We start from the raw sequence: 12,627 nt of genomic DNA, 5'->3' as shown, positions 1-12,627 counted from the left end.
TTATGAAATTTGCAGTTATAGGTCATCCTATTAAACATTCACTATCACCGTTGATGCACCATGCCAATTTCAAAGCGTTGCAAACTGATGATGAATACACTGCACTTCACATCGATCCGAAACACTTTCATCATTTGAGAGATATTATTCACGAGAAGGCCATTGACGGCTTTAATATTACGATTCCGTATAAAGTGGATATGTTGCAAGTTGTGGATGTAGTAGACACAAAAGCGCAGATGATTGGTGCAATTAATACGGTGCACATTAAAGATGGTGTATGGTATGGCTATAATACAGACGGTGCAGGATTTAAAGCATCTATAGAGGAACATATTGGTGGAAAGAATATTGTCGTACTCGGGGCTGGTGGTGCGAGTCGAGCGATATGTTATACGTTATTTAAAGATAATAAAGTTACTGTACTGAACAGAAATTGTAATCGTGTTGCAGACTGGCCGTTTCAAATAGACGCTTACAAGTATGAGGAGAGTGACGTGATCATTCAGCAAGCGGATATTGTTATCAACACGACACCGGTCGGGATGGAGGGATTTATGTCGGAGACTTTAATCGATATAGCCCAGTTGAAGTCAAGTGCTGTCGTATGCGACATTATATATACACCTGACACGACACCGATACTGCAAAGTGCAGCACAACGAGGATTAAAGATTATCAACGGCCTTGATATGTTTGTGAATCAAGGTGCGCTGAGTTATGAAATATGGACTGGTAAGCAAGCGAATAAAGCAGCGATGAAACAAGCTGTAATAAATCATTTATAAAGGAGCACATTATGTTAACAGGAAAACAAAGAAGATATTTACGCGCAAAAGCTCATAATTTGGACCCAATCTTTCAAATTGGTAAAGGTGGTATTAGCAATAACTTAATTGAGCAATTAAATGATGTACTGGAAAAACGTGAACTCATAAAAGTCAGTGTATTGCAGAATAATATGGATGATAAAGAGGAGCTTGCAGAAACAATTGCACGCCGTGTGTACGGGGAGCTTGTACAAGTCATCGGTTCGACAATTATTCTGTATAAACCTTCAGTAAATCATAAAAAAATAGAACTCCCACGCTAATGGAAATCATACTTTACGGTGGCTCATTCGATCCTGTTCATATTGGTCATGCATTTGTTGCAAATGAAGTGTATCAGCAGTTTAGACCAGATAAATTTATCTTCATGCCAGCAGGACAAAGCCCGCATAAAACATCAAGACCAAACGTATCAGATCAACATCGGTTAAATATGATAGAACAGACGATTGAATATTTAACTTTCGGTGAAATTGATACGTTTGAAATAGAGCAGTCAGGAAAGAGTTATACGTATCATACTGTTTTATATTTGAAGGAAAAGTATAAAAATTGCACGCTAAAAATATTAATCGGATATGATCAGTACGAAGCGATTGATAAATGGTACAATCTAGAAGCAATTACTTCACTTGCATCGTTCATCGTCGTGAACAGATCGCGTGATGAACTGAATTTAAGAGAGCCTTTTATACCTTTTACATTGCCAAGGATGGATGTGAGTGCTACTGATATTAGGAAGCGTATGCTTAATGGACAGTCAGTGAAATGCTTACTACTAGACGATGTAGAGAAGTATATTAGAGAGGAGCACTTGTATGAAGAGAAAAAAAGCGATTAAATTAGTAGAAGAGAAATTACCTAAGAAGCGATTTGAACATTCATTACGTGTTGCTGAAACAGGTGTTAAACTCGCTGAAATGTTCGGTGGTGACAAAGATGTCGTAGAGATTGCAGGGATATTGCACGATTATGCAAAGTATGATGATTTAAGCGTACTTTATCAGGCAGTGACACATTATGAACTTGATAATGAACTACTGGCTTACAACTCAGAAATATTACATGGACCTGTTGCAGCTGAAATTATGAAGCATGAACATCATATTGAAGATGAAGAAATATATCATGCGATCTATCATCACACTTGTGGCCGTAAGCAGATGAGATTAAATGAAAAAATTATATTTGTGAGTGATTATATTGAGCCGGGTAGAACACAGCCTGGTGTTGATGAGATTAGAGACATCGTGTATAACGAGCAAAATTTAGACAAAGCAATATATGAAATTTCAAAACGTACGACACTCTATTTAGTTGAAAATGATAAGACAATTTATCCGAAAACGATTGAATGTCTTAATTATTATAATTTACAAAGATAAAGGATGGATTTAATGAATAGTAAAGTATTATTGGAGCTTGCATTTAATGCATGTGATAACAAACGAGCAGAAGATATTATTGGTATAAATGTCGCAGATGTAACGGGTATTACGGATTATTTTGTAATCTGTGAGGGAAATTCTGATCGACAAGTACAAGCAATTGCACGCGAAGTTAAAGACGAAGCACAAAAGAATGGCATTGAAGTTAACCGTCTGGAAGGATTTAATGAAGCGCGTTGGGTACTTGTGGATCTTGGAGATGTTGTAGTGCATGTCTTCCATCATGAAGAACGTGATTATTATAATTTAGAGAAATTATTCCGAGATCAGGAAATCATTACGTACGAGTCGGAAACGATATAATGGAATACGGGCAATTTGCGCACATCTATGATCGATTTATGTATGATCAGCCTTATGACACCTGGGCACAGATCGTTCAGCGATATATCCCAGCAGAGGGCTCGATTCTAGATGTTGCGACGGGGACAGGAAAGTTATTGCAGCTCGTCACTGCCAATGAAAAGGTCGGTGTCGATCTAAGTGAGGATATGCTTGCTGTTGCTCAGCATAATGTAGGCAATGCACAATTTATTGCACAGGATATGACTGAACTTAATCTTGCGAAATCATTCGATACGATTACGTGTTTATGTGACAGTCTAAACTACCTGCAAGATGAAGATGCTATAGCCCGCACATTTCAAAATGTGTATGCGCATCTGAAACGTGAAGGTACATTTATTTTTGATGTGCATAGTGTTCAGAAGTTTGAGCGCTACTTCAATAATGCAACCTATAGTGACGATCTATCAGACGTTGTGTATATATGGCATGCCATTAAAGGTGAGACACCATTTTCTGTGTATCATGATATGACCTTTTTCGTATCAGATGGAACACGTTATGATAGATTCGATGAATCTCATGAACAACGTACGTTCCCGATTGATTTCTATAAGATGCAGCTCGAACAGGCAGGATTTGATATCGAGAGAGTATTCTTTGATTTTAATGAAGCGCAAGTGACGGAAACTGACGACGTAGAACGCGTATTTTTTGTCGCAAAAAAACGATGATAGATAAAATAAATTTTAAATTGTTACAAATAAGAGATTTTGTTCACTTCCTGATATAACTATTCAGGAGGTGTTTTTTTGCAGAAATTATTAAATTTCGGGGCGCTACTAGACAGATACAATGTGAACAAGCAGATGATCGGATTAACAATCGTAACCTTTATCGTTGGGATGATTGTATTGATGAAATCAATATCAAGTACAGAAATTAGTGAGGAAGAAATACAACAACCGGCTGAAACTTCTGAGGTAGCCTTACAGAAGGAAGAAGAGACTGAGGAAAGTACAGCACAGAATATTAAAGTTGATGTGAAAGGCGCTGTCAAGTATGGCGGTGTCTATGATGCACAGCAAGGTGAGCGTGTACATGATGTATTAAAACATGCTGAAGTACTGCCGAATGCAGATCTGGAGGCAGTGAACTTATCTCAAGAAGTACGTGATGCCCTTGTGATCTATATTCCATTTAAAGGTGAAGTGAAGACGGACAAATATACGCTCTATCAGAATACCGGGGGGCATCCTGAAAGTAATTCTGGAAGCAACGTACAGAGTAAGATTAATATTAATCAGGCAGAACAGTCTGAGCTTGAGGAAATACCTGGAATTGGTCCGAAGAAAGCGCAGGATATTATTAAGTACAGAACAGATAACGGAGGGTTTAAAGCTATCGAAGAAATTAAAGAAATACGAGGTATAGGAGACAAGACATATGAAAGTTTAAAGGAATATATAGAAGTATGATTGATTTAGCATAAATATCATATTACAATTGTATCAAAATGACTTGGAGTGGATGTTATGGAACGTATACAGTGGAAAGAGTACTTTATGGCGCAAAGTCAGTTGTTAGCATTACGCTCAACGTGTACAAGACTCAGTGTCGGTGCAACAATTGTCAAGGATAATCGTATTATCGCAGGTGGATACAACGGTTCAGTATCAGGTGAAGTGCACTGTATAGATGCAGGATGCTATGTTGAAGATGGACACTGTATCAGAACGATACATGCCGAGATGAATGCATTATTACAATGCGCTAAAATGGGTGTAACGACTGAAGGCGCTGATATTTATGTCACACACTTTCCGTGTATTCATTGTACGAAGTCACTCATTCAGGCAGGCATTAAGAAAATTTACTATGCAGAGGATTATAAGAATCATCCTTATGCCATAGAACTGCTGGATAAGAATCACGTTGATACTGAGAAGATTGACTTTAATCCACAGCATGTTGTCCATTATTTTGAACAAATGTAGAACGGAGGATATGTGGGCTTAATTGCAGTTCTTGTAGTGATATCTGCAGTTTTATGTCAGTACGATTATTTAAGCAGCGTTATGTGGATGTTCGTAGCGATAATGATTATCTATAAGAAGCGTTTATCACGCTTTATTTATATTTATGCAGCATTATTTTTATGTACGTACCTTTATTATGAGAGCCATTCATTCAGCCGGATTGTTACTCAGTTTAATGACCAATCGGATATTAAGATAAATACGACCGGCTATTTTACAACGCAGTTTAAAGTGGATGGCAACTTGATGATGGGTGATATTGTCATTGATAACGATACGTATAAGTTCGTTTATAGGATTAAAGATCAAGCTGAACAATTACGTCTTAAACGTGGAATGCACATCTATCAGCAATGTGCATTCAGTAGTGCAGCTGAATCGCCATTGCCGAATACAAATCAGCCGGGATTTCATTATGATGAATATTTATATTATGGCACCTATAAAGGCACACTTACAATCGAAGAGGTTAATTTTGATTCATGCAGACAACACCCATTAACGATATTAGATCACATACGTCTGTATCGCTATCACTTAGGCGAACAGATGGCGCAATTAAAGTACGGTGCCTATATCACGGCGCTGACTACAGGCGATACGAGATATTTAGATCATAAGACATTAAATGATTTGAAAACATTAGGCATCTATCATCTCTATGCGATTAGCGGCAGCCACGTTGCACTGGTTACAGTTCAGCTCTATTATTTGTTTAAACGACTTTATGTACCGTTACATATAAGCAAATTGATGATATTAATTATTCTGCCGGGCTATGTTATATTGACAGGAGAAGCACCAGCCGTTGTGCGTGCAGCACTATTTATGGCATTCGTATTGGTGAAGCCAAGATTTATCTCGATGCTCGATGCACTCGCAATTACATTTATCGTAAATTTAATAATGACACCTTTTGTAATCTTTAACATTGGATTTCAGCTATCTTATATTATCTGCTTTTCGTTTATCTTCATATTACAAAGCTATGAATTAACGCCAATCAAACTTTTTTTATTAACCAATTTCATTTCACAAGTTGCAACGTTACCCATTCTTTTTTATCATTTCAATATCGTCTATTTTATCGGATTGTTGACTAATCTTTTATTTATACCACTTTTCTCTTTCGTTATTTTCCCGCTTTGTACTTTCATTATACTTTGTTTAATGTTGTTTAATTTTATACCGGAGATACTGGACGCATTGACCCACTATGCATTCTTATTCCATGATATATGTGTAGAAAAATTTTTGTCGTTACATGCATTGCCACTTGTTATTAAATCACAGCATATAATCTATTATGTCATCATGATAGGCGTAATCTATTATTTATTTCATCAGAAACCCCGTATTCAAGTGACTGCAATATGTCTATGTATAGCGCTTATTCTTATTAGTCGCATACAAAATGAAGACGCACTACATGTTCTGGATGTTGGGCAGGGGGATTGTATCGTTATTGAATATAATGGCAGAGTTGTGATGGTGGATACCGGCGGTAAGTTTGATTTCAATGAAGGGTGGGAGAAACGGAGAGACGCACGTTCCATCAGTGAGAAAATTATCGTACCATTCCTATATCATAAAGGGATCACACAAATCGATGATTTAATATTGACACATCCGGACTTGGATCATATCGGAGAAGCAGAACAACTTATAAAATTAAAGTTTGTAAAGCGCATTATCATAAATAAAACAGCTGCATCGATACCGAAATACACATCACTTCAAGCGATTGCTCATCAATACAACGTTCCAATATTCGATGAATCAGAGGTCAAGATAGCTGGGATTGACTTAATTACAGCAAGTAAAGGGGATGATATTAACGACGAAAGCATCGTCACATTTATTCAAGGAGAAAAAGTCAATGCATTGCTGACGGGAGATTTGAGCAAAGCGCAGGAAGAAGAGGTGCTGGCTCATATTTCATCAAGGATCGATATCGTTAAGATTGGCCATCACGGATCCGATACAAGTACAGGTGATGCATTATTAAAACGTGAATTTAAAACAGCAATGATATCTGCCGGGCGAAACAACAGATATGGTCATCCGCATGAAGAGACAATCAAACGACTAATTGAGTATAATAAGCTGATTTATAATACGCAGTCAGATGGCAGAATAACAGTAAAGTTAGGCCAAAATGAAATCTCTACGATGCGCAAGGAATTAAAGGATAATAAATAAAAACCCGAGCAATAATGGCACGATAGTGTGCATTATTATTCGGGTTCGTGTGATGTACGAAACGGACACACAGATAAGTACATTATTTTGCAATCAGGTCAAAGATTTGAGCGATGATGTAAATTGTGGCAAATCCACCAAATCCAAATAAGAATGCATAACCAGAATCTTGTACGTCATTATTTTTTGATTGAACATTTTTTTCGAATTGATTCATAATTTCTCAACCTCCTAATGTATCTATTTAAGTATATGATAACATATAAAAAAAAGCTATAATGAAATAGAGATTTTTATTTTAAGGAGTAAATGATGCGCTATATTTATTTAATACATGGAAGTACGAAGCCTTTAGTTGAATCAGAAACAGAGCAGCTGGTTGCAAAGTTAATCGGTACGAAAGATGAATTTAATTATAGTCAGTACGATATGAAGGAAACCGAAGTTAAACCGATATTAGAAGATGCGATGACAATTCCTTTTCTGTCCGATGCGAAAGCGATTGTCATACATAATGCTTTTGTGTTTACAGGCGAGAAAGTCAAGACGACATTTGAAATCGATATAGATGAAATATTGGCGTTTATTGAAAGATTTGAAGGCCCGAACTATGTCATCTTCACCGTATATTCAGATAAGCTCGATGAACGTAAGAAGATTGTGAAGAAAATAAAGGCCAACCATGAAGTGAAGAAGATTGAACCACTGGATGAACAAGAGATAAAAAAAATTATTAAATCAACTTTAAATGAAAATTTTAAGGATATTAAAGAAGATGCACTTAATGAAATGATCCATCTCACCGGGATCGATTATGGAGCGGTTATGAAGGAACTGGATAAGCTAGTGTTATATAGTGGCGACGCACCTATAATAACGAAAAGCGATGTGTCACAGGTCGTCAGCAGAAGCCTTGAACAGAATGTGTTTTTGCTCACAGACTACATAACGTCAGGGAAGAAGGCAGAAGCTATTCATCTATTGAAAGACTTGATACATATGAAAGAAGAACCGATTAAACTGCTCGCGCTTATAACAAGTCAGTATCGATTATACTATCAGGTGAAGATATTGTCTGAAAAGGGATTTTCTGAGCAGCAGATCGCACGCGAAGTGAAGGTGCATCCATATCGTGTAAAACTATCGATGCGTAAAGTACGACAAATTCCGTTAAAGCATCTGCTGAATGTTATCGATGCATGTACCGAAGCAGATTATGAACTGAAGTCATCTTATATGGATAAAGTATTGATACTGGAACTGTTTATCTTGAAGGTATAAAAAACAAGGCGATAGTGAAACTATCGCCTTGTTTCTCTTGTGACAGAACACTTCTGTCACGACATTTTATTTACTTTTCATGATTTGTGATTTTAAACGGTCAGCTTTGTTTGAGTGGATTAAGTTGCTTTTCGCAGCTTTATCAATCTTTTTAACAGCTACTTGTACTAATTCTGATTTATTGTCAGCGTTGTTTTCAATTGCCGCTTTAGCGTTTTTCACAGCAGTACGCATATCATTTGTTTGAGAAATGTTAGCATCGTGTGCTTTGTTACTTGTAGTAACGCGTTTAATTGCAGATTTGATGTTTGGCATAAATTTCACCTCCTAAAAATGTCTTACACTTGCATAAAATTATAAATTTGATTGCAACAAGAAATATTTTATCAAATTCAAGCGCTATATGCAATCTAATTTTTTGAAAACTGATTGATACACTTACATTTAGTTGTTATAATCAAATATACGAACAATTTAAGAAAGTTGGACAATAACTATGAATAATGAACAACGTTTAAAGCGTCAGGAACGAATTAGAAACTTTTCGATTATTGCCCACATCGACCACGGGAAGTCGACTTTGGCGGATAGAATTTTAGAGAATACGAAATCTGTAGCAACGCGTGAGATGAAAGCACAGCTTCTTGATTCTATGGATCTTGAACGTGAACGCGGGATTACAATTAAATTAAATGCAGTACAGTTAAATTATACAGCGAAAGATGGCGAGACCTATATCTTTCATTTAATCGATACACCTGGTCATGTGGATTTCACATATGAAGTTTCTCGTAGTTTGGCTGCATGTGAAGGTGCGATTCTCGTAGTGGATGCGGCGCAAGGAATTGAAGCGCAAACGCTGGCAAACGTTTATTTAGCACTTGATAATGAGTTAGAACTTATTCCTGTTATCAATAAGATAGATTTACCAGCAGCAGAACCTGAGCGTGTGCGCCAGGAGATTGAAGATGTTATCGGTCTTGATGCGAGTGATGCGGTGCTTGCGAGTGCGAAGGCAAATATCGGTATTGAAGATATTTTAGAACAGATTGTTGAACTTGTTCCGCCGCCGATGGGTGACCCAGAAGCACCGCTTAAAGCGTTGATCTTTGATAGTGCCTTTGATGCTTATCGTGGTGTTATTTCATCAATCAGAATTATTGATGGGACGGTTAAGGCAGGCGATAAGATTAAGATGATGGCGACAGGTAAAGAATTTGAAGTTGTCGAAGTAGGAATCAATACACCGAAGCAAATGCCGGTTGCTGAATTAACGGTTGGAGATGTTGGTTATTTAACAGCATCGATCAAGAATGTTGGCGATTCACGTGTCGGTGATACAATCACACATGCCAGCAATCCTGCTCTTGAGCCACTTCAAGGATATAAGAAGATGAACCCGATGGTATTCTGTGGGGTGTATCCGATTGATACGGGTAAATATAATGATCTTCGTGAAGCATTAGAGAAACTTCAGTTAAACGATGCATCGCTAGAATTTGAACCAGAAACGTCTCAAGCGTTAGGATTCGGCTTCCGTGTCGGCTTCTTAGGGCTATTGCATATGGAAATTATTCAGGAACGTATTGAACGTGAGTTTGGTATTGAATTAATTGCGACTGCGCCGAGCGTTATCTACAAATGTGAGATGACAGACGGTAGTGAAATTGTTGTAGACAATCCTTCTAAGATGCCGGACCCACAGAAGATCGACAAAATTTATGAACCATACGTTAAAGCAAGTATTATGGTACCGAATGATTATGTTGGTGCAGTGATGGAACTATGCCAGAAGAAACGCGGAAACTTCCAGACGATGGATTACTTGGATGATATTCGTGTTAACATCATTTATGAAGTGCCGCTTTCAGAAGTTGTATTTGATTTCTTCGACCAGCTGAAATCAAGTACCAAAGGGTATGCTTCATTTGATTATGAATTGATTGGCTATCAGGAAAGTAAGCTTGTGAAGATGGATATATTATTAAACGGTGAAACAGTAGATGCACTAAGTTTTATCGTGCATAGAGACTTTGCATATGATCGTGGTAAAGTCATCGTTGAGAAACTAAAGACTTTAATTCCAAGACAGCAGTTCGAAGTCCCTATACAAGCAGCAATCGGTCAGAAGATTATTGCACGTACAAATATTAAATCGATTGGTAAGAACGTACTTGCGAAATGTTACGGTGGGGATATCAGCCGTAAGCGCAAATTACTTGAAAAACAAAAAGCAGGTAAAGCAAAGATGAAATCAGTAGGATCGGTTGAAATTCCTCAGGATGCATTCTTAGCTGTACTGAAAATGGATGAAGAATAAAGACGTGGGTAACCATGTCTTTATTTGTTAGGAGGCATAATGAGAAGTTTATATATTCATATTCCATTTTGTAATCGTATATGCACGTACTGTGATTTTAATAAGTTCCTCATTAAAAATCAGCCAGTAGATGAATATCTGGACTGTTTAATCAAAGAGCTTTCATCCATTGATGAACGCGATTTGCTAACGGTATTTATTGGTGGAGGTACACCTACAGCGCTGAATGAAGGACAACTTGAACGATTGCTCAGTTATATTGAACAGTCATTTACGATACATGAAGAATTTACGATGGAAGCAAATCCTGATGAATTGACGCGTAACAAGATTGCATTAATGAAGCAGTACGGTGTCAACCGTCTATCACTCGGTGTACAGACGTTTGATAATGATCTATTAAAGTCGCTTGGCAGAACACATCAAGAACAAGATATATTTAACGCGGTGAACGCCGCAAACGAGCTAGGTATAGAATCTATCAGTCTCGACTTAATGTATCATTTACCGACACAGACATTAGAGCAATGTCGTCGTGATCTAGCACTTGCGACATCACTGGATATACACCATATTTCAAGTTACTCCCTAATATTAGAGCCGAAGACACAGTTTTATAATATGTATAAAAAGGGCATGCTTCAGCTGCCGGATGAACAGCTTGCTGCAGAGATGTACACGCTCACGATGAATACTTTAAGAGATCGTGGCTTTCATCAATATGAAATCTCTAATTACGCTAAAGGACACCATGAATCAACACACAATAAAGTATACTGGCAGAATAAAGAATATTATGGTGCTGGTGCTGGAAGTCATGGGTATATCGACGGAGTACGCTATTATAACGTTGCACCTGTTCCGCACTACATTAAGGCGATGCATAAAGGTAATGCGGTTAAAGAACGTATATCTGTCACAGTTGACGCTGCAATGGAAGAGTTTATGTTTTTAGGATTAAGATTGAATGATGGCATCAGCAAGAATGAATTTCTTGCGCGATATAAAACGTCGTATGATAATGTGTTTAAAGATGTCACGACCAAGCTCGTAAATGAAGGGTATTTAATTGAAACAGATGACCGAATCTCTTTAACAGCACTTGGAAGAATGCGTGGGAATGATGTATTTGAGAAGTTTCTACTTACTGTTTAGTAAATAGAAACTTCTTTTTTTATAATTATGAGTGTTAATGTTGACATACTTTGACCAATTTGATAAATTAGTATTAGCACTTGAGGTAAGAGAGTGCTAACGAGGTGAAATATGCTAACAGATAGACAATTACATTTGTTGAACGTAATTGTTGAGGATTTTGTTGATAGTGGAACGCCTATAGGATCTAAGAAGTTGATTGATGATCATCACTTTAATGTCAGTCCTGCAACCATACGTGCAGAGATGAAACGTCTAGAAGATTTTGGTTTGATCGAGAAGATGCACACATCTTCAGGACGTGTTCCTTCAGAAACGGGTTACAAGTTTTATGTAGAAGCGCTGCAGGAAGAATTTCCTTATGAACCGAACTTTGATATTAATAACAGTGATGCACTTGACTTCAGAAGACTTGCACAATTAATCGCAAGAGATACAAGACATTTGTCTATTGCAACAACATCTCAAATCGATATGAAGTCTATTTCCCAGATTCATTTAACATACTTAACACCGACGAAGCTGGTGTTGATTATCGTATATGAGAACGGAAATGTTGAACATCAGCAAATTTCATGGCAGGTACGTTTAACGAGACTTGAAATTGAGAAGATGAATAATTTTCTGAATGCGAATTTGGCATCAATTAATAAGTCGAATTTACATCAGGAAGGATATCCGTCGATAAAGCAACTTCCTTTAACACATATTAAATCAGAGATTATTAAGAAAGCGACAACGAATACGAACGCGGTGTTCTTTGAAGGTCGTGAGTATTTATACGAAATTATGGACTCTGATAATCTAGAAGCGATTAGAGAAATGTTGAAGCTTATCGACTCTAATACATTACCAGATCTAATAGAATCAAAGCAGTCGAATCAGATTGAAGTAATATTAGGTCAGGAGATTAGTGAGAATTTACAAGGGATATCGATTGTAACGACACCGATTCATATGCATAATATGAATGGTAACATTTCAATCATCGGACCAACTCAAATGAGTTACCGTGATATATTTAATAAATTATCGAATTTACATCGAATGTTTAAGGAGGACTAGAT

15 protein-coding genes are annotated in these 12,627 nt (G+C 37.2%); 13 read left to right on the top strand and 2 right to left on the bottom strand.

Annotated features, from left to right (window positions below):
• The first annotated feature begins 2 nt into the window (after positions 1-2).
• From aroE to ACZ2V4_RS02620, 9 genes are all read left to right on the top strand, one after another.
• Positions 3-788, top strand: coding sequence for a shikimate dehydrogenase (gene aroE / locus ACZ2V4_RS02660; protein WP_219492248.1), 786 nt, complete (start codon positions 3-5; stop codon positions 786-788).
• 11 nt (positions 789-799) lie between these two features.
• Positions 800-1,093: a ribosome assembly RNA-binding protein YhbY gene (gene yhbY / locus ACZ2V4_RS02655; protein ID WP_219492245.1), complete on the top strand. Its 294-nt coding sequence runs from the start codon at positions 800-802 to the stop codon at positions 1,091-1,093.
• Positions 1,093-1,671, top strand: coding sequence for a nicotinate (nicotinamide) nucleotide adenylyltransferase (gene nadD, locus ACZ2V4_RS02650; protein ID WP_219492242.1), 579 nt, complete (start codon positions 1,093-1,095; stop codon positions 1,669-1,671). The genes yhbY and nadD overlap by 1 nt, the downstream gene beginning before the upstream one ends.
• On the top strand, positions 1,649-2,215 hold the full coding sequence (yqeK, locus tag ACZ2V4_RS02645) for a bis(5'-nucleosyl)-tetraphosphatase (symmetrical) YqeK (protein ID WP_283721908.1): 567 nt from the start codon (positions 1,649-1,651) through the stop codon (positions 2,213-2,215). Before nadD ends, yqeK begins: the two co-directional genes overlap by 23 nt.
• Positions 2,216-2,227: 12 nt before the next feature.
• Positions 2,228-2,581: a ribosome silencing factor gene (gene rsfS, locus ACZ2V4_RS02640; RefSeq protein ID WP_219492237.1), complete on the top strand. Its 354-nt coding sequence runs from the start codon at positions 2,228-2,230 to the stop codon at positions 2,579-2,581.
• Positions 2,581-3,297, top strand: a complete 717-nt coding sequence (locus ACZ2V4_RS02635) for a class I SAM-dependent DNA methyltransferase (protein ID WP_490514478.1) — start codon at positions 2,581-2,583, stop codon at positions 3,295-3,297. The genes rsfS and ACZ2V4_RS02635 overlap by 1 nt, the downstream gene beginning before the upstream one ends.
• Positions 3,298-3,375: 78 nt before the next feature.
• Complete coding sequence (locus ACZ2V4_RS02630) at positions 3,376-4,041, top strand: helix-hairpin-helix domain-containing protein (protein ID WP_419894995.1); 666 nt, start codon at positions 3,376-3,378, stop codon at positions 4,039-4,041.
• 57 nt (positions 4,042-4,098) lie between these two features.
• A complete protein-coding gene (locus ACZ2V4_RS02625) occupies positions 4,099-4,560 on the top strand; it encodes a ComE operon protein 2 (RefSeq protein ID WP_219520878.1) in 462 nt (153 codons plus the stop codon).
• A 12-nt stretch (positions 4,561-4,572) separates the two neighbouring features.
• Positions 4,573-6,804: a DNA internalization-related competence protein ComEC/Rec2 gene (locus tag ACZ2V4_RS02620; protein ID WP_490514477.1), complete on the top strand. Its 2,232-nt coding sequence runs from the start codon at positions 4,573-4,575 to the stop codon at positions 6,802-6,804.
• 82 nt (positions 6,805-6,886) lie between these two features.
• Here the strand turns inward: ACZ2V4_RS02620 and ACZ2V4_RS02615 are convergent, their stop codons facing one another.
• Positions 6,887-7,021, bottom strand: coding sequence for a YqzM family protein (locus ACZ2V4_RS02615; protein ID WP_083754277.1), 135 nt, complete (start codon positions 7,019-7,021; stop codon positions 6,887-6,889).
• 92 nt (positions 7,022-7,113) lie between these two features.
• Here ACZ2V4_RS02615 and holA point away from each other — a divergent pair, with 92 nt between their 5' ends.
• Positions 7,114-8,085, top strand: coding sequence for a DNA polymerase III subunit delta (gene holA, locus ACZ2V4_RS02610; RefSeq protein ID WP_490514476.1), 972 nt, complete (start codon positions 7,114-7,116; stop codon positions 8,083-8,085).
• A 66-nt stretch (positions 8,086-8,151) separates the two neighbouring features.
• Here holA and rpsT read toward each other — a convergent pair whose 3' ends face one another.
• Positions 8,152-8,400, bottom strand: a complete 249-nt coding sequence (gene rpsT, locus ACZ2V4_RS02605; RefSeq protein ID WP_283721903.1) for a 30S ribosomal protein S20 — start codon at positions 8,398-8,400, stop codon at positions 8,152-8,154.
• A gap of 181 nt (positions 8,401-8,581) precedes the next feature.
• Here rpsT and lepA point away from each other — a divergent pair, with 181 nt between their 5' ends.
• From lepA to hrcA, 3 genes are all read left to right on the top strand, one after another.
• A complete protein-coding gene (lepA, locus tag ACZ2V4_RS02600) occupies positions 8,582-10,405 on the top strand; it encodes a translation elongation factor 4 (protein WP_219492222.1) in 1,824 nt (607 codons plus the stop codon).
• A gap of 39 nt (positions 10,406-10,444) precedes the next feature.
• Positions 10,445-11,560 (top strand): radical SAM family heme chaperone HemW, encoded by a 1,116-nt coding sequence (hemW, locus tag ACZ2V4_RS02595; RefSeq protein WP_490514475.1) that lies wholly within the window; start codon positions 10,445-10,447, stop codon positions 11,558-11,560.
• A gap of 111 nt (positions 11,561-11,671) precedes the next feature.
• Positions 11,672-12,625, top strand: a complete 954-nt coding sequence (gene hrcA, locus ACZ2V4_RS02590) for a heat-inducible transcriptional repressor HrcA (RefSeq protein ID WP_420496049.1) — start codon at positions 11,672-11,674, stop codon at positions 12,623-12,625.
• Positions 12,626-12,627 lie beyond the last annotated feature (2 nt).

The sequence above is a fragment of the Macrococcus sp. CoH-51_TC_04 genome, from assembly GCF_058188655.1.
This window is presented reverse-complemented; position numbering and strand designations above follow the sequence as displayed.

Coding starts and splice junctions, on each gene's coding strand:
- aroE (WP_219492248.1), top strand. CDS start 3: ATGAAATTTGCAGTTATAGGTCATCCTATTAAACATTCACTATCACCG.
- yhbY (WP_219492245.1), top strand. CDS start 800: ATGTTAACAGGAAAACAAAGAAGATATTTACGCGCAAAAGCTCATAAT.
- nadD (WP_219492242.1), top strand. CDS start 1,093: ATGGAAATCATACTTTACGGTGGCTCATTCGATCCTGTTCATATTGGT.
- yqeK (WP_283721908.1), top strand. CDS start 1,649: ATGAAGAGAAAAAAAGCGATTAAATTAGTAGAAGAGAAATTACCTAAG.
- rsfS (WP_219492237.1), top strand. CDS start 2,228: ATGAATAGTAAAGTATTATTGGAGCTTGCATTTAATGCATGTGATAAC.
- ACZ2V4_RS02635 (WP_490514478.1), top strand. CDS start 2,581: ATGGAATACGGGCAATTTGCGCACATCTATGATCGATTTATGTATGAT.
- ACZ2V4_RS02625 (WP_219520878.1), top strand. CDS start 4,099: ATGGAACGTATACAGTGGAAAGAGTACTTTATGGCGCAAAGTCAGTTG.
- ACZ2V4_RS02615 (WP_083754277.1), bottom strand. CDS start 7,021: ATGAATCAATTCGAAAAAAATGTTCAATCAAAAAATAATGACGTACAA.
- holA (WP_490514476.1), top strand. CDS start 7,114: ATGATGCGCTATATTTATTTAATACATGGAAGTACGAAGCCTTTAGTT.
- rpsT (WP_283721903.1), bottom strand. CDS start 8,400: ATGCCAAACATCAAATCTGCAATTAAACGCGTTACTACAAGTAACAAA.
- lepA (WP_219492222.1), top strand. CDS start 8,582: ATGAATAATGAACAACGTTTAAAGCGTCAGGAACGAATTAGAAACTTT.
- hemW (WP_490514475.1), top strand. CDS start 10,445: ATGAGAAGTTTATATATTCATATTCCATTTTGTAATCGTATATGCACG.
- hrcA (WP_420496049.1), top strand. CDS start 11,672: ATGCTAACAGATAGACAATTACATTTGTTGAACGTAATTGTTGAGGAT.